A 19,695-nucleotide genomic window follows, 5' to 3' on the forward strand; every position below is an offset into this window, starting at 1 on the left:
TCCGATGATTCCACTTCACCGTAATCCGTCTTTTTACCAACTCCTTTCCGACAGTTACGCCCGGCTAGTCGGCCACAGTCTGGTTCCGCACGTCATGCCCGTTGCTGAAGCGACCGAATGGCTCTATGAACATGCCCCATTCGCGGTACTCGCGCACAATACCGATCCCGACCCGGTCTTTATTTACGGCAACAAGGCCGCACAGCGCCGCTTTGGATATAGCTGGGATGAAATCACCAGGCTGCCGTCGCGGCTTTCCGCCGAGGCCCCGAATCGTGAGGAACGGCAGCAATTCCTCGAACGCGTGCAGCGGCTCGGCTACGAGACGAACTACCGGGGCGTGCGTGTTGCCAAGTCTGGCGAGCGCTTCATGATCGAGCAAGCCACACTGTGGCAGCTACTCGACGCGAACGGCACACTGCACGGCCAGGCGGTGATCATTCCACACACGCGCGACATCTGATCGTGCGTATGGGCACTCCGGTATGAACAGAAAAAAAGCCCGCCTTACCAGACGGGCAAACAGGGGGAGCGCTAATCGACGAGTGGAATAGCTCGACGCTAAGACCTCTGATAACGCGCCTTCATGGGTCGCGTTTACTTCGCCGCCTGGGCCTGCCGGAACCACGCGTCGAAATCGACAGAGCCCAGCCGCGCATGCGGACCTGGCACAAGCGTGTCGTCCTGCAGTTGCGCGCCGAAGTAACGCGCGTCGGCATCTTCGAAGACCGTACGGTTATCATGCGTCGCCTGTAGATAGCGTCGCACCATTGCCGCAAGTCGAACGCGTTCCGGCCCGGCGATTTCCACGATGCCGTTGCGCGGCTCGCCAACCGCGAAGTCCGTCACGGCCACGGCCACGTCGTCGGACGAAATTGGCTGGAAGAAAGCGGGCGAGAGCCGGACGCTGTCGCCCTCGGTGCCCGATTGCGCAATGCCACCGAGGAACTCGAAGAACTGTGTGGAATGCACGATCGTGTATGGCACGCCCGAATCGCGAATGAGTTTTTCCTGCGCGATCTTGGCGCGGAAATAGCCGCTTTGCGAAAGCCTGCCGGTGCCGACGACAGAAAGCGCGACGTGATGCCGGACGCCGGCCTCGATTTCCGCCGCGAACAGGTTGCGGCCCGACGTTTCGAAGAAGGCCAAAACGGCGTTGTCCTCGAACGAAGGTGAATTGGCAAGATCGACGACGACGTCGGCCCCCTCGAGCGCCACCCGCAGTCCTTCGTTCGTGAACGTATTCACGCCCGTTGCTGGAGAAGCCGCGACGGCGGCATGGCCGCGCTCACGCAGGTTCTTCACCACCTTCCTGCCGATAAGTCCCGTACCGCCAATGACGATGAACTTCATGTAGTTTCTCCATGGGATGTTGCCTCTACAGATTGCCGCCGCGTATGGCGCCATACTCGGCGTGCGCGGCGACGGCGGTCCATCCACGAGCGATCGTACGTACGTGCTGCTTCCTGCGGTAGATCGTTGCCGGCACCCACAGTGTTGCGCGCGGAACATCAATCAACATGGGCTTCGATTGTTGCCATTCGGACAACACGATAAACGCATTTGCGACACTACTTACGTTCGCCAGCCTAACTAAAATCGCTCTGACGATCAGTCGAAACGCGAGCACAACGAAGCGCGCGAAACTCGTGGTCGTGCTCGTGAACCGCGTCGCCCAGTGCGGCTTACCCCACTTAATCAACAGGACTATTGAAGATGAGCGCAACTACCCGCAATGTGCAGCCGGTTATCGCCAACCTTGGCAAGGAAGATTCAGGCGAACTCGTATCTTCGCGCTACGCCGTGCGCGTGGGTGACATCGACGTCGTGCTGATCAGCGATGGCATTCTGCCGCTGCCCACCTCCACCATGTCCACTAACGTGAGCGAAGCGGACCGCAACGAATGGTTCGATGGCCGTTTCCTGCAACGTGACATGTTCGACTGGGCGCTGAATATCGCGCTCGTGCGCAGCGGCGAACGCCTGATCCTGATCGACTCGGGCGTGGGCGACGGCTTCGAATACTTTTCGCGCGCCGGTCGCTCGGTGATGCGCCTGGAAACGGCTGGCATCGACCTGGCTGCGATTACCGATATCGTGATTACGCATATGCACATGGATCACGTCGGCGGGCTCAACGTTGCTGGCGTCAAGGCCAAGCTGCGCCCCGACGTGCGTATTCACGTGTCGGCCGCGGAAGTGGAGTTCTGGAAAAATCCGGACTTCAGCAAGACGGTGATGCCGGAATCGGTTCCTCCGGCGCTTCGCAAGGCTGCTGCAAAGTTCGTGGAACTCTACGGCGAAAATATCGTGCGATTCGATCGAACCGTCGAAATCGCAGCGGGCGTGTCGGCACGCGTGACGGGCGGGCACACGCCGGGGCACTGCGTCGTCGACGTCGCATCAAAGGGCGAGAAGCTGACGTTCGTAGGCGACGCAATTTTCGAGGTCGGCTTCGATAATCCTGCTTGGCAAAATGGCTTCGAGCACGATCCTGAAAAGGCTGTGGACGTGCGAATCGCGCTATTCAACGAAGCCGCTGAAACCGGCTCTCTGCTGGCAGCAGCGCATGTCGCGTTCCCGTCCATCGGTCACGTTGCGAAGCACGGCGAAAGCTTCCGTTTCGTCCCGGTGCAGTGGGACTACTGATTGACGCCTCGACTATCAACCATCGTCGTATAGACCGACGACTGTCGGAAGACCGCCACGAGTTCACGAGACTCGTGGCGGTTTTTTGTTAACGACCACTGCCATTGCTTATTGCGTGTAAGTCTTTTTCTCGCGCGATCATGTTGGCCATGCGTCGGTGATAGTCGTTGAAAGCCTCGACCAGTCCTGCAATTTCGGCTTCGTCATACCTGCCCGAATCGATCAGCGCCGCGTTTTCGTGCCGAAGCGCATTGACCTGGCGGGCAAGGCCGGCAACCTGGCGTACCAGCAGTCCCGAGACGCCGAATGAAAGCCAGATGGTCAGCAGCGCAAAAAGCCCCGTAACGACCATCAGCACGTTGATCATCTGCTTGAAGTGTTTCTCGTAACGGCTGAAGTCATAGACACGGTAGAGCCGTGCCCCTTCCAACCCGGCAATGGCGACGTGAATTTCCTGGTCGCCGACGATGATCTCGTGCGTTCCGGCAGGCATCCCGGCGACGCTCGACGACGGCAGCGTCAGCTGTGATTGATCCGCCGCCGACACATAGCCGTTCAAGCGCGGCTCGAACGGCGGCAGCAGCTTCGGATTCGCGCGATAGCTTCGCAGCACGCTGACCATGTCATCGTGGATTCAGCGCGTCAATCAGCCGTTCTTCCTGCGCTTCGGCAAGCACCCTGACGCCCAGCGCCTGGGCGATTTTCGCCAAGGCGCAGAAGCCCGAAATGCTATTACGCCGCTAGTGCAGTTTATCGAAGTTCAGTTCGAGCGCATTCGGCGCAGTACGTCAGGCATCAGTGAGAGGTATGCTTAATCGCCCGCTACCGCCAGTCCACACATCGCCAAACCGCCGATCGCGCACGTAGGCCCAACACATGGATGCACACAAACCCGTCACGCGGCCGACACAGCCAGTGTCCCGCCCGGTGCTGGTCTGGGACGCGCCGGTGCGACTCTTTCACTGGCTGGTGGTCGCGCTGGTCGCTGCGGCTTATATCACCCTGAAGCTGAACTGGATCGACTGGCACGTGCGCGTCGGCGAGACGCTGCTCGCCCTGGTGATTTTCCGGCTGCTATGGGGCTGCTTTGGCAGCGAAACCGCGCGCTTTCGCAGTTTCGTGGCATCGCCCGCGGCCGCGCTTCGTCATTTGCGCCGGCTGTTTCATCGCGAACCGGATGTGCAGGTCGGCCACAATGCAGCCGGCGGCTGGATGGTTCTATTTCTGCTCGCCTTGCTGCTGACCGAGACGCTGAGCGGGCTCTACGTCAACAACGACATCGCCGACGAAGGCCCGTTGAGCGAACTGGTACCCGCGTGGCTCGCCAACGCAATCTCGGCGCTGCATGGGCTGCTCTGGTACGTGCTGCTCGCGGCCATGGCGCTGCACGTTCTCGTGATCGCCGTCTACGCAGTCGCGAAGGGACACAACCTGCTGCGTCCGATGCTGACCGGCTACAAACTGCTGCCCTCGTCCGTGGACGCGCCGCGCCAAGCGCCAGCGCTGCTGGCGCTGCTGCCGCTCGGCGTCGGCGTTTCCGTGGTGATGCTGCTTGCGGCTTATCTGTGAGCAAACCGCACACCCGAACTCGGGGCGCGGTTGCCGTGCCTGCTTCAGCCGCCCTTCGGCGGCGTCACCTGGCCACGAATCTCGCCGTTCGGATTGTTCTTCGTGTGGACGTTGATGTACATCTCACCCGCTTCGAACATCTTCGCTTCGTCCGGAGATAGCGTGGCCTGACCGGTCATCGGGCTCGTCACCTCAGTGGAGCCTTTCTGCGAGATCCAGACCTTTACGCCGGCGTTTTTACCGGCCGGAGCGGGTCCGTGGAAATGCGCCATCGTGGTCGGACTCGTCAATCCGCTGAAGGTGATGTTCCAGGTGACGACCCGAGTGCTGGAGTCGTACGTGAGCTTGGCGTTGCCGCTGCCCGGCGTCTGCACCGGGGGCACCTGTTGAGCGCCCGTCAAAGGCACCTCGAACGAGACGGGCGCCGCTTGCGCCAAAGTCAGCGTACCCGCTAAGGCCAAACCACCGAACACCATGAAAGCGCGCCGCGTGATGGATCGTGACATCTGGTTTTCTCCTGTTGGGTTTGCCCTTGGTGAACGGGCGATTATTGAAGACTGCAGAAGAGCTCGTCGACGTCGTAGACAGCCGAACAAGTGAGTCAAGCATAGACGCAAGCCGGCCGTTACGCGAAGTTCGCATAAGGCCGAACTCCGGCCCGGGCATGACGACCGCCCCGTTGCGTCGAGGTCCGAGAAGTGTGGACAGCGTTTCGAAAGGAAAACGTCGGGCGAAAATCGTTGAAAATCGATCCGAAGCGAAAAATTCTTCCGGTACGATATGCGCTTTGCGCGAAGGCAGCGGATGTAACCGGTGCGACCTCATATTGCGCCAGGCGCCTTCATGGATCACACCCATTGTTACGCTGCCATGTCCATCCCGAACGCGCTGATCGGCATTGCGATTCTGTCCTGCCTGATGAGCGTCGCCGTTCTAGGCTCGCTGTTTCACACTCAGGTTCCAGGAATACGTCGTTGGTGCGTGGCGAGTGGTCTGCTGGCCGTCACGGCCACGCTCCTCCTGTTCCGTAGGTCGGATCTCGTCGTACTGGGCGCGAGCGTATTGCTGCTCGCCGCGTCGCTCCTCGCGATTCACGGCTTCCGGCAATTCTTTCATCGGCCGCCATCGGTGATCTGGGAGTACGGCGCGCTGTGCGCGATCCTGGCGGGACTCGTTTACTGGACCTACGTGCGGCCTGATGTCAGTGCCCGGGGCGCGATGATCTCGGGTTTTCTCGCGTACATCCGATTTGTGATCGCCTGGGTCGTGCAGCGGTACCGGCCTGCGGGCAGACCGAAATACGGCTACCACTTCGTGGCTGTTGCCGCGGTGTTGGGGGCGGTCGTCCACGCAGTACGCTGTGTCGTCTATGGGTCGGGGCTAGCGCATGAATCGGTGTTTCTGGAGGAAACGCCGCTAAACGTCGCGTTTCTCGGCATGGCCATCCTGACTTTGCCATGCCTGTCGGTCGGCATGGTGATGCTGGCTCATGACCGGCTGGCGGAGCGGATGGAACGCCTCGCCACCATCGACGATCTGACGGGCGCGCTCGGACGGCGCGCTTTCATCGCGCGCGCGGAGGCGCTGTTCGAGTTGGCAAAGGTGGCGAAATCAAAGCTGTCCATCGCGATCCTGGACATCGATAACTTCAAAGGCATCAATGACAGATACGGGCATGCGGCCGGCGACCAGGCCCTTGCGCATGTTGCGTTGACGATATCGCGCGAACTACGGCAAACCGACGTCCTTGGCCGCATCGGCGGTGAAGAGTTTGCGCTGCTGATGCCACTGACCGGCAAAGAGCAAGCGGCCCGTCTCACGAACCGGTTGCGCGCACTCGTCGCGGCGTCTGTTGCGCGTGCTCCGACCGGCGACGCCGCCTGCACACTCAGCGCTGGCGTCGACGAATTCGGCGATGGCGATACCGTTGCGTCGGTAATGGCGAGAGCCGACACGGCGCTCTATGCCGCGAAAGCCAACGGCAGAAACTGCGTGATGGTGGCGGGGTCTTCGCAGCCTGCCGATGACCTCGTTGCCAGTTTTCCGGCTTAAGGAAGGCTCCGCGCGGGGCACTGCCACTGCAAAAAAAACCGGCATGCAGTCGCCCGCATACCGGTCTTTGTTCGGCCCGCCGCGTCACCGCGAACCGGGCCGCCGCGCTGATCCGCGCTTTACTTGCGCTTCAATTGCGAAATATCGCGCACCGCGCCGCGATCGGCCGAGGTCGCGAGCGCCGCATACGCCTGCAAGGCCTGCGACACCACACGCTCGCGATTGGCCGGCTGCCATGCATCGGCGCCGCGCGCTTCCATCGCCGCACGACGGCGTGCGAGCTCTTCATTCGACACCGCCAGATGCATCTTGCGCTGCGGAATGTCGATCTCGATCACGTCGCCGTCTTCGACCAGACCGATCGTGCCGCCTTCCGCCGCTTCCGGCGACGCATGGCCGATCACGAGACCCGACGAGCCGCCTGAAAAACGGCCATCGGTAAACAGCGCACAGCTCTTGCCGAGACCCTTCGACTTCAGATACGAAGTGGGGTACAGCATTTCCTGCATGCCCGGACCGCCCTTCGGACCTTCGTAGCGAATCACCACTACGTCGCCCGGCACGACCTTGTCGCCGAGAATCGCATCGACCGCATCGTCCTGGCTTTCGAACACGCGCGCGCGGCCCGAGAACAGCCACTGCGATTCGTCGACACCCGCGGTCTTCACGATACAGCCCTTCTCCGCGAGGTTGCCGTACAGCACCGCGAGGCCGCCGTCCTTCGAATACGCGTGTTCCTTGCTGCGGATGCAGCCGCTCTTGCGGTCCGTGTCGAGCGTCGCGTAGGTCGCTTCCTGGCTGAACGCGACGGTGGTCGGAATGCCGCCGGGCGCCGCGCGGAAGAACTTCTGCGCTTCCTCGCCCGCGCCGCCGGCGATGTCCCACTTCGCGATCGCGTTGCCGAGCGTGCCGCTATGCACATTGCCGCACGACAGATCGAGCAGGTCCGCGCGCGCGAGCTCGCCGAGAATACCGATGATGCCGCCCGCGCGATGCACGTCCTCGATGTGGTACTTGTCGGTCATGGGCGCGGCCTTGCACAGGCACGGCACCTTGCGCGAGATGCGATCGATGTCCGACATCGTGAAATCGACGCCCGCTTCCTGTGCGGCGGCCAGCAGGTGCAGCACGGTGTTGGTCGAGCCGCCCATCGCGACGTCGAGCGTCATCGCGTTCTCGAAAGCCTGCTTGGTGGCGATGCTGCGCGGCAGGACCGAGGCATCTTCTTCCTGATAGTAGCGGCGGCACAGATCGACGACCAAGCTGCCCGCCTGCTCGAACAGGCCCTTGCGCCATGCGTGCGTCGCGACGACCGTACCGTTGCCCGGCAGCGCGAGGCCGATCGCCTCGGTCAGGCAGTTCATCGAATTCGCGGTGAACATGCCCGAGCACGAACCGCAGGTCGGGCACGCGCTGCGCTCGACTTCGGCGACTTCGGCGTCGCTGATCTTCGGATCCGCGGCCTTGATCATCGCGTCGATCAGGTCGATCTTCGCAATCACCTGGCCGTCGGTCGGCGACTTGACCTTGCCCGCTTCCATCGGGCCGCCCGACACGAACACGACCGGAATGTTCAGGCGCATCGCGGCCATCAGCATGCCCGGGGTGATCTTGTCGCAGTTCGAAATGCAGACCATCGCATCCGCGCAGTGCGCGTTGACCATGTACTCGACCGAGTCCGCGATCAGTTCGCGCGACGGCAGCGAATACAGCATGCCGCCGTGACCCATCGCGATACCGTCGTCGACGGCGATCGTGTTGAATTCCTTCGCCACGCCGCCGGCCGCTTCGATCTGCTTCGCGACCAGCGCGCCCAGGTCGCGCAGGTGCACGTGGCCCGGCACGAACTGCGTGAACGAGTTCACGACCGCGATGATCGGCTTGCCGAAATCGTCGTCCTTCATGCCGGTCGCGCGCCACAGCGCGCGGGCGCCGGCCATGTTGCGGCCATGAGTCGAAGTGCGTGAGCGATAGTTGGGCATCTGTATCCTCAGGTATTGCTGTTATCGGTTTTGATGAGCGCCCGCGCGGGCGTGGGGATCGCAGCGCGGAGTCGGCGCTGGAGACGAATAGTGCAAGAACGCCAGTAAGACGTCCAATATATTTTTTCTGCTCAATTAGGTCGTAAAACATATTAATCGGTGCAACGGTCGTGTAACCGATTTGCGCCACCCGGCTTCAGTCAAAGCAAAGGGCCGATGAAGCGATGCTTCATCGGCCCTTCGTGCTTTCAACGCTTTTAATGCGTCCGCGCTCTTACATCTTCACGACGTCGAGCAGCGTCTTCTTGCCGTCCTTGTAGTCGTACAGCGAGATCACGCCGTGCTGAAGGTCGCCCTTCGCGTCGAACGTCGTTTGACCGGTCACGCCCTTGTAGTCGGTGCCCGAGACCTTGGCCAGCACCTTCGCCGGGTCGGTCGAGTTCGCGCGCTTCATTGCGTCGACGACGATATACACCGCGTCGTACGTGAACGGTGCGTCGAATTCGATCGGATGACCGAAGCGCTTCGTGTACTTCGCCGCGAATTGCGCGCCGCCGTTCATGCGCTCGACGGCCATGCCGGCCTGCGAGCACACCACGTTGCCGGCCGCCGGACCGGCGAGGTCCGCGAGGCTTTCGGTGCACACGCCGTCGCCCGACAGCATCTTCGCGCGCAGGCCCAGCTGACGCGCCTGCTTCGCGAACGGACCGCCGGTCGCATCCATGCCGCCGTACATGATCGCGTCGGGATTCTCGCCCTTGATCTTGGTGAGGATCGCGCGGAAGTCGACGGCCTTGTCGTTGGTCGCGTCGTGCGAGACGACCTTCAGGCCGAGCGACTTCGCGGTCTTTTCGAATTCGTTCGCGAGGCCCTGGCCATAGGCGGTCGAATCGTCGACCACGGCCACGGTCTTCACGTTCAGGGTCTTCGCGGCGTAGGCGGCGAGTGCCGGACCTTGCTGAGCGTCGGTCGCGACGACGCGGTAGGTCGTCTTGAAGCCCTGCTGCGTGTACGCCGGGTTCGTCGACGACGGCGAAATTTGCACGATGCCCGCGTCGCTATAGATCTTCGATGCCGGAATCGACGCGCCCGAGTTCAGGTGGCCGACCACCGCGACGACCTTGTCGTCGACGAGTTTCTGCGCGACCTGGGTCGCCTGGCGCGGGTCGCCTGCGTCGTCCTGCGCGTCGAGCACGAGCGTGACCTTCTGAGCGTCGATCGTCAGGCCCTTCGCGTTGATTTCCTCGATCGCGAGGCGCGCGCCGTTTTCATTGTCTTTGCCGAGGTGGGCGGAGCCGCCCGTCAACGGACCGACGTGACCGATCTTGACGACCTGATCCGCATTTGCCGTACCGGCAATGCCCGCGAATGCGACGACTGCTGCGCAGAGCGGCAGCAGTTTGTGAAGCTTGAACGACATACGATACATCTCCTCTTTACTTACCTTGCCAACCGGATGGCTGGGGATTCCTGATACTGATCAAACATTGCCATTCATCGATTCAGGATGAGTTGAGATACGGCCAAGCCGGCAATTAGCCAGCTCCGCCATTTTTTTGGTGCAGCACGATAACGCAAAACTGGCGCAAGCGACAAATTCCGGCGCAATGGGGATTGGCGCGGCGTCAATGAGCGGTCGTTCCGTCGCTCTATTGAAGCGGGAGATTGCGCGTTTGATTCGCGGAGGGAATCGTCATTAAAAGTGACGAAATAAGCAGTAACTCAGCCAATAAAACTGGATCTCGTGCTTATTCTTCGGAAACGGAATGGCGCAATCAAGGCTTGAAATCGGCCAGCATTACCCCCTCGCGGATATGCGCGAGAGCGGCCGCCACATAGTCGACGATCGGCGCCGGCGGCTGGTCCGGCTTCGCCCACACGAAGCCCGAGCACTTGTGCGGCTCCATGTTCGCCGGTTCGCCTTGCCATGAACGGCACGCGAAAAAGAAGCTGATGCGGTTCGTGTCCGAGTCGCGCCGCATCACGAGCTTGAATTCGAGATCGCCGGGCGCAATCGTCACGCCCGCTTCTTCTTTCGATTCGCGAATCGCACACTCTTCGATCGATTCGCCTGGTTCGAGATGGCCGGCAATCAGCGCGTACTGGCCGTCCCTGAAACCGGTATTCGCGCGCTGCATGAAAAGGCACTCGCCCTGCCCATTCAGAAACAGCACGTTCACATCGACGACGCTTTGCATTCGGCTCATTTTCTTGCAGTTCATCGTGATGGACTACGCGCGTTGCGCGGTCAATAGCTTGATGCCGAGCGCGACGAAAACGAGCCCGCTGCCGCGCTTGATCGCCGCGATCCAACGGCTGGCCCCAACGCGCTTATGGATACCGCGCACGCCGAGCGAATAAATGGTGTGCACGAGCGCGACCGTGACCGCGATTGTCAGATACATCAGGATGAACTGCTCCGGCAGGCCGCGCTCGTGGTCGATGAATTGCGGCATGAACGCCGAAAGAAAGATCATCGTCTTCGGATTGCTGCCCGACACGAGCAAGGCTTCGCGGAATACTTTGCTGCGCTCGAATGTATAAGCGGGCGATGCGACGCCCGTGGGCTGCGTGGCCTGCGTTGCCTGCCTGTCGCCGCCGCGCAGTTGCCTGATGCCGAGATACAACAGATAACCCGCGCCGAGCAGTTTCATCGCGACGAAGAGCGGCGGCAGCGTGGTCAATACCGCGCCGACACCGAGCGCGACCAGCGCGACGACGACTCCTTGTGCGAGCAGATTACCGGCAACGCTCGCCGCCGCGCCGCGGCTTCCATAGCGAACCGAGTTGCGGATCACCAGCAGAACGTTCGGTCCCGGCGAAATGGTGGTGAGCAGATAGGCAGCGGCGAAAAGCAACCAGGTATGGAATGACATGGCAGGTCCGGGAGTTCGTTGTGATTGGATTCCAACAGACCAGACATGATGACACGGAAAAAAACGCCGCGACCGGCGTCATCGCGCGGACCTCCTGAAGCGGCGTTCGATCCGCGACTGGATCACTTCGAGCACCATCGACAGCAGCCAGTAGATCACCGACGCGCTGATCAGCATCTCCATGTGACGGAATTCGCGCTGCCCCTCGGTGGTCGCGACATAGGTCAGTTCCCACACGCCGACGACGGACACCAGCGAACTATCCTTCAGCATCGCGATGAACTGGTTGCCGGTCGGCGGAATGATCACGCGCAGCGCCTGCGGCAGAATCACGAGCCGCATCATCATGCCGTGGCTGAGACCGAGCGCGCGTGCCGCATCCCACTGCCCTTTCGGAATGCTTTGAATGCCGGCGCGAAAGATCTCCGTCATATAGGCCCCATAGCACAACGACAACGCGGCCACGCCAGCGGGAATCGGATCGACGACATAGCCGAGCTGCGGCAGGCCGAGATACAGAATAAAGATCTGCATCAGCAGCGGCAGGCCACGAAACAGCGACGTGTAGAACGTCGCGATGCCAATCGCGATCCCGTTCGATGAAAGCTTCGCCAGTGCGCCAATTAGCGCGAGCACGAACGCGAGCGCGATCGAGATCGCCGAGATATAGAGCGTGGTGGTCGCGCCTTGCAGCACCAGATAGCCGATCTTGCGCTCGATGAAGTCTATGCTCAGATTGAACGTCGAGAAGAACAGCACGACCAGCAACGCGAGTTCACACCACACGACGGTAATCTGCCAGCGCAGCGAAAGCCTCAGCAACAGATAGCAATTGGCGACCAGCACGGCAATCGCGACCGCGCCGCCCAGCAGCTTCTGCAGTAAGGCCGCGTCGATGCCGAGCGCGGGCACGCCGTGGTCGATGCCGGCCATCCAGTCCGGCGCGTGCTGCACCGCGAAGTATCCGCCGATCAGCAACACCGCGAGCAGGAAGAGAATCGTGCCCGGCTTGCGTTTCTCGACGCCGTCAGCATCTTCTGCAAACATGTGTTCCTCCGTAGATCCGCCGAGCGCGCGACGAACGACGGGCGGTCGTGTTCGAGCCCGTCGTGTTCGAGCCCGCTTAGGCCGCGCGTTCGCGCATGAAATCCATCAGCTGGTAGTACCAGTACGTCAATTGAACGGCCGCCGTGCCGGCCGGCCCGCCGTTCCATTCGAGACCGAACGGCGCGAACAGACGATAGCGGTCGGTTTCGTTCGCGATGCCCTGCGCGATCAGCCTGCCGCCGAGCGCCGTCGTATTCATGCCGTGGCCGCCGAACCCCATGCAGTACCAGACGCCCGTATTCAGCCGGCCGATCAGCGGCATCAGATGCCTTGCATACGACATGCGTCCGGACCACGCGAGCGCGACCTTCAGCTCGGATAGCTGCGGATAGGTATCGACCATGCGCCGGCGCAACAGCTCGGCGAGCCGGTCCGGCTCGGACTTGCGCGTCGTGATCATGCCGCCCCACAGAATGCGCTCGCCGCCGTCGACGAGGCGGTAATAGTCGCTCGCGCGGCGGCTGTCGCCGACCGACGCGCGCGTGCGAATGGCGGTTGCGATCAGATCCGGCGCCGGCTCGGTGACGAGCATGTAGGTCGAGATCGGCAGATAGCTGCGCGCGAGTTGCGGCACCACGTTGCCCGTATAGCCGCCGCAGGTGAACACCACGTCGCGCGCCGTTACCGTGCCGCGCGCGGTCTTCAGCCGCTTGATCGCCGACGAGCAATCGAGCGACAACACCTCGGAGTCTTCGAACACCTGGCCGCCCAGCCGCTCGACTTCCGCGACCAGCGCTCGCGCATAGTTCAACGGATGAAAATGGAAGCCGCGTTCGTTATAAAGCGCATGGCGGTACTTGTCCGATACGAGCCACTCGCGAATCTCGTCGTGCGTCTTGAACGTGACGTCGTACTGAAACTCGTTGGCGAGCCACGCCTGCTGCGCCTGCATCTCGGCGGTGTTCTCGTGACGCGACACGCGCAGCACGCCATGCACGGGCTGCGCTTCGTCGATGCCGAGTCGGCGGATATTGTCGGCGACGATATCGACGCCCTCGATCGACATCCGGTAGATCGACTTCGCGTCGTCGACGCCGACGCGTTGCGCGATCCGCCCGAAGCTCGTCGAATAGCCGGGACTCACCACGCCGCCATTGCGGCCCGACGCGCCCCACGACACCCGCTGCGCTTCGAGAAGAATTACCGAGCGGCCGCGGCGCAGCAATTCGAGCGCGGTCGTGATGCCGGCCATGCCGGCGCCGACCACGCATACATCGGCTTGCAGCGAACCGCTCAGCGCCGCGCGCGGCTCGACTGTGCGCAGCGTGCGGGTGTAATAGGTATCGAGGTAGGAAGCCATCTCGTGATGGAGTGCCGCTTTGTTGTTGGTGGCGATTGATGGCTGCGCGGCGGGCGCGGCAGCAGGCGCGGCGGCGGCATCGACCGCCGCGTCCCGGAGTCGCGCTTATTGCTTCGTATAGTCGTTGCCGAACCACTTCATGCTGAGCTTGGTCAGCGTGCCGTCCTGCTTCATTTGCGCGACGATGTCGCCGACTTTCTTGTCCCACTCGGCGTCGCCTTTGTCGGCGACAATCGCGAGCGGCTCACGGAACGCAAAGTCGCCAGGGATGATCTTCACCGGATAGCCGTTCTTGATAGCGTTGAGCGCGGTCTGCACCGGCGTCACGATTGCGTCGACGCGCTTGCCGTCGCCGAGGCGCAGATCGTCGTAAGGCAGCATCGAGTCCGCGTAGGTCTTGATTTCCTTCGGCGGCTGCGTCATGTACTGGAACGGCGGCACGTCCGGGCCGGCGATATTCAGGCGGTTGCGCACGTAGTCTTCCGACGTGGTGCCCGCCTCGACGCCGATCACCTTGCCGTTCAGATCGGCACGGGTCCTCGCCTTCGAATCCTTGTTCACGACGAACACATACGGGCTGTAGTAATAGATCGCGGGGAAGTCGAGCAATTCGGCGCGCGGCTTGGTCGGCGTGACGGAGAGCACGGACAGATCCCAGCGGCCGTGCCAGTGACCGCCGGTCATCAGGCTGAACTGCGGCGTATCGAATGTTACTTTGACTCCGAGCCGGCGCGCGATTTCCTTGGCGACGTCGATATCGAAACCGTCGAATTCGTGCTTGTCGTTCAGGAACGCTTGCGGCGGCCACTTGCCGCTCGTCGCGACCATCATCGTGGCGTTCTTCATCACGCGATCGAGCGTGGCGCCCGCATGAGCGCTGAAGGCGGTCAACGCGATGCCGGCGCCGAGGGTGAAACCGAGCAGGCGGTTCAGGATGGACTTAGCCATGGTGCGTGTCTCCGTTGTTTGTTTTGCGTCGCTCTTGCGTTCTTGTTCGCGTACCGGGCGCTTGCGGACTTCATCGCGACTGGTCCACGTTGGCGCGATCTTAAGTCGCCACAGAAACCCGAGCTATTGACAATTCGGCACCACCTAATTCCGAAAGCGCATCAAGTCGCGGCGCGGACCGGGCACGTGGCCTGCTACCCGTATTCGACGCGCGGCGGCGGCGCAACCGCGCGCCCCGCCTCAACGTTTCGAAGCCGTCACCAGTTGCAGCGGCGTCTCGATCACCCTCGACAGCTCGCGCTGCTTGCGCCGCTCGGTCACCGCCTTTAATGCGAAGTCGATGCCGAATACGGTCTGGCGGTCGGCGAACTGGTTCATCGTCGCGAGCACGCGGCCGTCGGCGAGCAGCGGCTTGATCGCATCGATCGCGTCGTAGCCGGTGACGTAGACGCCGCCGCCGCGGCCCGCGTCGCGAATCGCGTCGACCGCGCCCATCGCCATGTTGTCGTTGCCGCATAACAGCGCGCGAAGCTGCGGATGCTCGGCCAGCATCTTCGCGGCCACGTCGCGGCCCTTGCCGTACTCCCAGTTACCCGACTCGACCGCGACGACCTGCACCTTCGCCGCATCCATCGCGTCGCGGCTGCCGGCCGTGCGCTGCTGCGCATTGCTGCTCACCGAAATGCCTTCGATGATGCCGACCTGATCGCCGGGCTTCAGCCGCGTGGCCAGATACTGGCCGACCTGCTTCGCGCCGCTGCGATTGTTCGGCCCGACGAACGGCACCGAGATGCCGGCGGCCGCTTGCGCTGCGTCGTCGAGCGGGTTGTCGATCGTGATCGTGATGATGCCGGCCTTGATCGCGCGCGCGATCACCGGGATCAGCGCCTTAGAGTCGGTCGGCGCGATCACGATCGCGTTCATCTTCGCCCTGATCATCTCGTCGACCATGCGGATCTGCGCGGCGGTGTCGGTCTGTTTGGCCGTGCCGCGAATCGTCAGGCTGAATTGCGACGAGAAGTGCTGCTGGTAATTGCGCGCGGCATCGACCATCGCGACCGTGAACGGGTCCGACATGGATTTGAGCACGAGCGCGATCTTCGGCTTCGTGCCGGACGGTACCTGGGCATGGGCATCGTTCGCGAATCGCGCGATGCCGGTGAGACCGGTTGCGGCCAGCGCGCCCGCGAGCAGCACGCGGCGGCGCATGTTCTGCGTCATGGCTTGACTCCTTCGCGGAGGTGCTGGTTGCAGATGGACTGGTCGCGGATGTGCCGATCGAACGACGCGACGCTGGCGACGATTTCGTCGAACAGCGGGCGGCTGTCGATGTCTTCGCTCAGACAACGCGTCTTCAACGCGGCCAGTTGCCCGGCGATGTCCGCTTGCGCGTCGCAACGCTCCAGCAGTTCTTCGAGCAGACAGCCGTACGCCCTCACTTCGAGCCGCTGCAACGCGATAGCGAGCTCGCGATCGCCGGCATCGAAAAACGACGCCGCGCCGAAATCGCCGAGCAGCGCGCGCCCCGCGCCGCCGTGCAGGATATTGTGCGCGTACAGATCGCCATGCATTACGCCACGCCGATGCAGATGACTCGCGACCTTCGCGATGCCGCTCGCGATACCGAGCACCGTCTCGAGGTCGAAGCACGCGTCGTCGCGATAGATATCGCGCGTGCACGACGCGAGGCTCGGCGGACCGGCCAGATTGGCGAAGCGTGGATCGATCAATCCCATCACGAGGCCATGCGTGTCCGACGGATGCCCGATCACCTTGCTGAGCACGGGAATCAGGTTCGCATGTTCGCCGCCGCGAATGCAAGCAGCCATTTCGCACTCGGGCAAACCGTCGCTCGTCACCGCGCCCTTGAACAGCTTGACGGCGACCGCACGCGGCGCCGGTTCGTGGTCCGCATGCAGCGCCGCACGATAGATGACGCCCGATGCGCCCTCGCCCAACGGCCGTTCGAGCCGCAATGCATCCCAGCGAATGCCGCTGATCGGTGTGTCGATGAACGCCGCCCGTTCGAGCGCCGCGTTGAACGGATTGCCCGCATACGCGAGCCACGCAAGCCGCGGCAGACGCAGCAACCAGCGCGGCAATGCGTCGAAACGATTCGCGGCGAGCCGCAGCAGTTCGAGCCGCGTGCATGCGGCCAGTTCCTCAGGCAGCGCGCGCAGCCGGTTGCCGGCGAGCATCAGCTTTTGCAGTTGCGTGCAGCGGCCGAGTTCCGCGGGCAAGCTTTCGATGTCGTTACCGGTCAGAATCAGCCAACGCAACAGCGGCGGCAGCGCGCTCGCCGGCACCTCGCGGATGTGATTCGACTTGAAGCCGATCATGCTCAGTTGCGCGCATTCGCCGAGCACACCTGGCAGCTCGGTGAACGGGTTGTTGGACGCGAACAGGATGCGCAGTTTGCGCAGGCGCGGCAGATCGTCGGGCAGCGTCGTCAGTGCATTGTTCGACAGGTCGAGCACTTCGAGCGTATCGGCAAGATCGAAAATCTCGCGCGGAAATTCGCTGAGACCGCACGCGAGTTTGAGTTCGCGCGTACCCGCCAGTTGCCCGGCCCGCAGTTGTTCTAAAGTCGTGGTCACAGTCGTGGGAAAGAAGATCGGGTAGCGCGCGCAGCGCGTCGTACCGAAGCTGTCGATTTTACTGAGTCAAAGGCCATCTGGGGTTCTCTGCGGTACAGTGACGTGATCGCCGCGATGCTCATGATCGTCGCGGCCGTGTCGAATGCGAATGAGACAGCAATATCTGGAGGGCGTTCAGGCGACGCCAGCGGGACACTCCCGAGTATCGGCGCAGCCTTCATACAGCTTTCCGCGTCCGGTCGTTCAAGCACGTCCGTCTCGCGAGCCTTGCGCCTCCATCCTGTCAGGAGCCTGAGAAAGTGACGTACGCATACAAGTTGATCGATTCGCCGGTCGGTCAGTTGAAGCTCGTGGCGAAAGGCGAATGCCTTGCCGCGATTCTATGGGAACACGACAAGCCGACCCGCGTGCGACTCGGCGAAATGAGCGAAGCGAACGAGCTCGCGGTGCTCGTCGAAACGGAGCGGCAACTGCGCGAGTACTTCGCGGGTACGCGCCATGCCTTCGATCTGCCGCTCGATTTTCAGGGCACCGAGTTCCAGAAGCAGGTCTGGCGCGCGCTGCTGACCATCCCGTTCGGCCAGACGCGCAGCTACTCGGAGATCGCCCAGCAGATCGGCAAGCTCAATGCAGTGCGCGCGGTGGGCGCGGCAAATGGCCGGAATCCGATTTCGATCGTTGCGCCGTGTCACCGCGTGATTGGCGCGTCGGGCGAGCTGACGGGATTCGCCGGCGGCCTCGCCAACAAGATGCTGCTGCTTTCGCTGGAGGCGGGGCAGACCTCGCTCGAGGCAGCGGCCGATGACGCGCCACGACCCGCGCCGGAGGGAAAAGCGGCGCGACCGGTCAAGGACGATGCACCCGCGAAACCGGCGCATCACCCGCCGAGCCGAGGAACGCAGGGGTCGCTGTTCGGCAGCTGAAGCAGCGCAGACCCAGCACAACGCGCCACCCCTCGGCCGTAATCGCCGATGCTTCGTCCGCGATCAACGCCATCGGCCGCGCATGCAACATCTATCCTTAAGATGCCCGTTGGGTATCGAACAGGAGGATGACATGCGCATGCTTCTCAACATACAAATACCGAACGAACCGTTCGGCACACTCGTGCGCGAAGGCCGAATCGGCGAGCTGATGCAAAAGATCCTCGAGGACATGAAGCCGGAAGCGATCTACTTCACGGAGCAGCAGGGCAAACGCGGCGCGGTGGCGGTTGTCGATGTCGCCGATGCATCGGCGATTCCCGCGCTCGCCGAACCGTGGTTCCTTAAGCTCGACGCCGAGTGCGAGCTGCGCATCGCGATGCTGCCCGAGGATCTGATGAAAGCCGGCCTCGACGCGCTAGGCGACAAGTGGAAGTAGCGCGGCCCTCAGGAATGCCCCGCCGATAGCTGCAACAGCATCGAAGCCGCCGCCGTCGCGGCGACCTGGCAGCCGAGCACGATATGCTCCTCGGCCGTGTCCTCGATGAAGTCGTGACTCACGCCGCCGATGCTCGGCACGAACATCATGCAGGCCGGCATGCAACGCGCGATCACCTGCGCGTCGTGCGCGGCACCGCTCGGCATGCGCAGCCACTGCCCCGGCGCGATCGCTTCGGCGGCTCGCGCGATGTGCTCCGCGAGCGTGGCGTCCATGCAGACGGGCTCGATCGGCTCGTCGATCGTCTGCGATTCGACGCTCACGGCGTTGTGCGCGTTGAAGTCGCGCACCAGTTCCGCGAGCGCGTGTTCCATTGCCTGAAGCCGCGCCGGGTTAGCGTCGCGGAATTGCAGGTACATGTCGGCAGCGCCGGGTACGACGCTCATCGAGCCCGGATCGAGATCGATGCGGCCCACGGTCCAGACGGTATCCGCGTCGGCGAGTTGCGCGAACGCGTCGTTCATCCGCGCGATGAATGCGACGAGCGCCGCGCCCGCGTCACGGCGGATCGCCATTGGCGTCGTGCCCGCATGGTTGCGCTGACCGGTAAAGCGCAGCCGCGATTCGCGCAGCCCCACGATCGTCGTGACCACGCCGATCGATTTGCCGATCGCTTCGAGCCGTCCGCCCTGCTCGATATGCGGCTCCAGATACGCGACCTGGCGCCCTGCCTCGAAACGCGCACGCGGCCGGCCCGCGAGGCCCGCCGCCGCCAGCACGTCGGTTAGACGTTCGCCCTGCCGGTTCGTCGCGCCGCGAATCGATTCGTCGACCGCCTCGCCGACGAAGCTGCGGCTGCCGAGCAGGCCCGAGAACGTGCCCTCCTCGTCGATCCACGACGCGACGTCGACGGCGAGGTGCCGCGTCGCGTCGTTCTCCGCGAGCGCACGGGCGATTTCGAGCCCGTAGATGACGCCCATTGCGCCGTCGAGCCAGCCGCCGGTCGGCTGCGTGTCCGTGTGCGAACCGATCACGAGCGCGGGACCGCTTTTGCGCGAGCGTCCGAACACGGTGCCCACGCCGTCGATGCGCGCGTCGAGCCCCGCCTCCGTCATCCTGCCGACCAGCCATTCGCGTGCCGCCAGATCGACCGGCGACAGCGCGAGCCGGACCACGCCTGGGCCGGTTGCGCCAAACCCGCGCAGCCGTTTGAGGTCGGCCATCAGCCGGTCCGGATCGATCTTCACCACGTT

Annotated in this window: 18 protein-coding genes and 1 pseudogene; 6 read left to right on the plus strand and 13 right to left on the minus strand. The window is 62.9% G+C overall.

Going from position 1 to position 19,695, the window contains the following annotated elements:
- Positions 1-4 precede the first annotated feature (4 nt).
- On the plus strand, positions 5-463 hold the full coding sequence (locus ACLFKU_RS23575; protein ID WP_410850680.1) for an MEKHLA domain-containing protein: 459 nt from the start codon (positions 5-7) through the stop codon (positions 461-463).
- Between the two features lie 134 nt (positions 464-597).
- On the opposite strand, the gene ACLFKU_RS23580 is transcribed toward ACLFKU_RS23575, so the two are convergent.
- Positions 598-1,353, minus strand: a complete 756-nt coding sequence (locus ACLFKU_RS23580) for an SDR family oxidoreductase (protein WP_410850681.1) — start codon at positions 1,351-1,353, stop codon at positions 598-600.
- A 363-nt stretch (positions 1,354-1,716) separates the two neighbouring features.
- On the opposite strand from ACLFKU_RS23580, the gene ACLFKU_RS23585 reads away from it, so the two are divergent.
- Positions 1,717-2,649: an MBL fold metallo-hydrolase gene (locus ACLFKU_RS23585; protein ID WP_410850648.1), complete on the plus strand. Its 933-nt coding sequence runs from the start codon at positions 1,717-1,719 to the stop codon at positions 2,647-2,649.
- Positions 2,650-2,773: 124 nt separating this feature from the next.
- Here the strand turns inward: ACLFKU_RS23585 and ACLFKU_RS23590 are convergent.
- A pseudogene (locus tag ACLFKU_RS23590) lies at positions 2,774-3,377 on the minus strand (sensor histidine kinase); the annotation flags it as partial.
- Positions 3,378-3,525: 148 nt separating this feature from the next.
- On the opposite strand from ACLFKU_RS23590, the gene ACLFKU_RS23595 reads away from it, so the two are divergent.
- Positions 3,526-4,218 carry a cytochrome b/b6 domain-containing protein gene (locus tag ACLFKU_RS23595; protein ID WP_410850649.1) on the plus strand — a complete coding sequence of 231 codons (693 nt, stop codon included), beginning with the start codon at positions 3,526-3,528 and terminating at the stop codon, positions 4,216-4,218.
- Between the two features lie 44 nt (positions 4,219-4,262).
- Here ACLFKU_RS23595 and ACLFKU_RS23600 read toward each other — a convergent pair whose 3' ends face one another.
- Positions 4,263-4,724 (minus strand): CHRD domain-containing protein, encoded by a 462-nt coding sequence (locus ACLFKU_RS23600; protein WP_368585510.1) that lies wholly within the window; start codon positions 4,722-4,724, stop codon positions 4,263-4,265.
- A 337-nt stretch (positions 4,725-5,061) separates the two neighbouring features.
- Here ACLFKU_RS23600 and ACLFKU_RS23605 point away from each other — a divergent pair, with 337 nt between their 5' ends.
- Complete coding sequence (locus ACLFKU_RS23605) at positions 5,062-6,270, plus strand: GGDEF domain-containing protein (RefSeq protein ID WP_410850650.1); 1,209 nt, start codon at positions 5,062-5,064, stop codon at positions 6,268-6,270.
- A gap of 119 nt (positions 6,271-6,389) precedes the next feature.
- Here ACLFKU_RS23605 and ilvD read toward each other — a convergent pair whose 3' ends face one another.
- From ilvD to ACLFKU_RS23650, 9 genes are all read right to left on the minus strand, one after another.
- On the minus strand, positions 6,390-8,252 hold the full coding sequence (gene ilvD, locus ACLFKU_RS23610) for a dihydroxy-acid dehydratase (protein WP_368585508.1): 1,863 nt from the start codon (positions 8,250-8,252) through the stop codon (positions 6,390-6,392).
- Between the two features lie 274 nt (positions 8,253-8,526).
- A complete protein-coding gene (locus ACLFKU_RS23615; RefSeq protein WP_410850651.1) occupies positions 8,527-9,672 on the minus strand; it encodes a branched-chain amino acid ABC transporter substrate-binding protein in 1,146 nt (381 codons plus the stop codon).
- Between the two features lie 355 nt (positions 9,673-10,027).
- Positions 10,028-10,459 (minus strand): NUDIX hydrolase, encoded by a 432-nt coding sequence (locus ACLFKU_RS23620; RefSeq protein ID WP_368585506.1) that lies wholly within the window; start codon positions 10,457-10,459, stop codon positions 10,028-10,030.
- A 24-nt stretch (positions 10,460-10,483) separates the two neighbouring features.
- Positions 10,484-11,128, minus strand: coding sequence for a LysE family translocator (locus tag ACLFKU_RS23625; protein WP_410850652.1), 645 nt, complete (start codon positions 11,126-11,128; stop codon positions 10,484-10,486).
- Between the two features lie 78 nt (positions 11,129-11,206).
- Positions 11,207-12,175, minus strand: a complete 969-nt coding sequence (locus tag ACLFKU_RS23630; RefSeq protein ID WP_410850653.1) for an amino acid ABC transporter permease — start codon at positions 12,173-12,175, stop codon at positions 11,207-11,209.
- A 76-nt stretch (positions 12,176-12,251) separates the two neighbouring features.
- Positions 12,252-13,535 carry an NAD(P)/FAD-dependent oxidoreductase gene (locus ACLFKU_RS23635; protein WP_410850654.1) on the minus strand — a complete coding sequence of 428 codons (1,284 nt, stop codon included), beginning with the start codon at positions 13,533-13,535 and terminating at the stop codon, positions 12,252-12,254.
- A gap of 105 nt (positions 13,536-13,640) precedes the next feature.
- On the minus strand, positions 13,641-14,483 hold the full coding sequence (locus ACLFKU_RS23640; RefSeq protein ID WP_410850655.1) for a transporter substrate-binding domain-containing protein: 843 nt from the start codon (positions 14,481-14,483) through the stop codon (positions 13,641-13,643).
- 240 nt (positions 14,484-14,723) lie between these two features.
- A complete protein-coding gene (locus ACLFKU_RS23645; RefSeq protein ID WP_368585501.1) occupies positions 14,724-15,704 on the minus strand; it encodes a substrate-binding domain-containing protein in 981 nt (326 codons plus the stop codon).
- Positions 15,701-17,080 (minus strand): leucine-rich repeat-containing protein kinase family protein, encoded by a 1,380-nt coding sequence (locus tag ACLFKU_RS23650; protein ID WP_410850656.1) that lies wholly within the window; start codon positions 17,078-17,080, stop codon positions 15,701-15,703. Before ACLFKU_RS23650 ends, ACLFKU_RS23645 begins: the two co-directional genes overlap by 4 nt.
- A gap of 299 nt (positions 17,081-17,379) precedes the next feature.
- Between ACLFKU_RS23650 and ACLFKU_RS23655 the strand changes: the two genes are divergently transcribed.
- A complete protein-coding gene (locus tag ACLFKU_RS23655; protein ID WP_410850657.1) occupies positions 17,380-18,003 on the plus strand; it encodes a methylated-DNA--[protein]-cysteine S-methyltransferase in 624 nt (207 codons plus the stop codon).
- 133 nt (positions 18,004-18,136) lie between these two features.
- Positions 18,137-18,442 (plus strand): panthothenate synthetase, encoded by a 306-nt coding sequence (locus tag ACLFKU_RS23660; RefSeq protein ID WP_368585498.1) that lies wholly within the window; start codon positions 18,137-18,139, stop codon positions 18,440-18,442.
- A gap of 8 nt (positions 18,443-18,450) precedes the next feature.
- Here ACLFKU_RS23660 and ACLFKU_RS23665 read toward each other — a convergent pair whose 3' ends face one another.
- Positions 18,451-19,692, minus strand: a complete 1,242-nt coding sequence (locus ACLFKU_RS23665; protein WP_410850658.1) for a Zn-dependent hydrolase — start codon at positions 19,690-19,692, stop codon at positions 18,451-18,453.
- Positions 19,693-19,695 lie beyond the last annotated feature (3 nt).

The organism is Paraburkholderia sp. EG304 (genome assembly GCF_046543485.1).
In the GTDB taxonomy this organism is placed as follows: domain Bacteria; phylum Pseudomonadota; class Gammaproteobacteria; order Burkholderiales; family Burkholderiaceae; genus Paraburkholderia; species Paraburkholderia youngii.

What these genes read in the sequence shown, in the direction of transcription:
- ACLFKU_RS23575 (WP_410850680.1), top strand. Translation starts at nt 5, where the DNA reads ATGATTCCACTTCACCGTAATCCGTCTTTTTACCAACTCCTTTCCGAC.
- ACLFKU_RS23580 (WP_410850681.1), bottom strand. Translation starts at nt 1,353, where the DNA reads ATGAAGTTCATCGTCATTGGCGGTACGGGACTTATCGGCAGGAAGGTG.
- ACLFKU_RS23585 (WP_410850648.1), top strand. Translation starts at nt 1,717, where the DNA reads ATGAGCGCAACTACCCGCAATGTGCAGCCGGTTATCGCCAACCTTGGC.
- ACLFKU_RS23595 (WP_410850649.1), top strand. Translation starts at nt 3,526, where the DNA reads ATGGATGCACACAAACCCGTCACGCGGCCGACACAGCCAGTGTCCCGC.
- ACLFKU_RS23600 (WP_368585510.1), bottom strand. Translation starts at nt 4,724, where the DNA reads ATGTCACGATCCATCACGCGGCGCGCTTTCATGGTGTTCGGTGGTTTG.
- ACLFKU_RS23605 (WP_410850650.1), top strand. Translation starts at nt 5,062, where the DNA reads ATGGATCACACCCATTGTTACGCTGCCATGTCCATCCCGAACGCGCTG.
- ilvD (WP_368585508.1), bottom strand. Translation starts at nt 8,252, where the DNA reads ATGCCCAACTATCGCTCACGCACTTCGACTCATGGCCGCAACATGGCC.
- ACLFKU_RS23615 (WP_410850651.1), bottom strand. Translation starts at nt 9,672, where the DNA reads ATGTCGTTCAAGCTTCACAAACTGCTGCCGCTCTGCGCAGCAGTCGTC.
- ACLFKU_RS23620 (WP_368585506.1), bottom strand. Translation starts at nt 10,459, where the DNA reads ATGAGCCGAATGCAAAGCGTCGTCGATGTGAACGTGCTGTTTCTGAAT.
- ACLFKU_RS23625 (WP_410850652.1), bottom strand. Translation starts at nt 11,128, where the DNA reads ATGTCATTCCATACCTGGTTGCTTTTCGCCGCTGCCTATCTGCTCACC.
- ACLFKU_RS23630 (WP_410850653.1), bottom strand. Translation starts at nt 12,175, where the DNA reads ATGTTTGCAGAAGATGCTGACGGCGTCGAGAAACGCAAGCCGGGCACG.
- ACLFKU_RS23635 (WP_410850654.1), bottom strand. Translation starts at nt 13,535, where the DNA reads ATGGCTTCCTACCTCGATACCTATTACACCCGCACGCTGCGCACAGTC.
- ACLFKU_RS23640 (WP_410850655.1), bottom strand. Translation starts at nt 14,483, where the DNA reads ATGGCTAAGTCCATCCTGAACCGCCTGCTCGGTTTCACCCTCGGCGCC.
- ACLFKU_RS23645 (WP_368585501.1), bottom strand. Translation starts at nt 15,704, where the DNA reads ATGACGCAGAACATGCGCCGCCGCGTGCTGCTCGCGGGCGCGCTGGCC.
- ACLFKU_RS23660 (WP_368585498.1), top strand. Translation starts at nt 18,137, where the DNA reads ATGCGCATGCTTCTCAACATACAAATACCGAACGAACCGTTCGGCACA.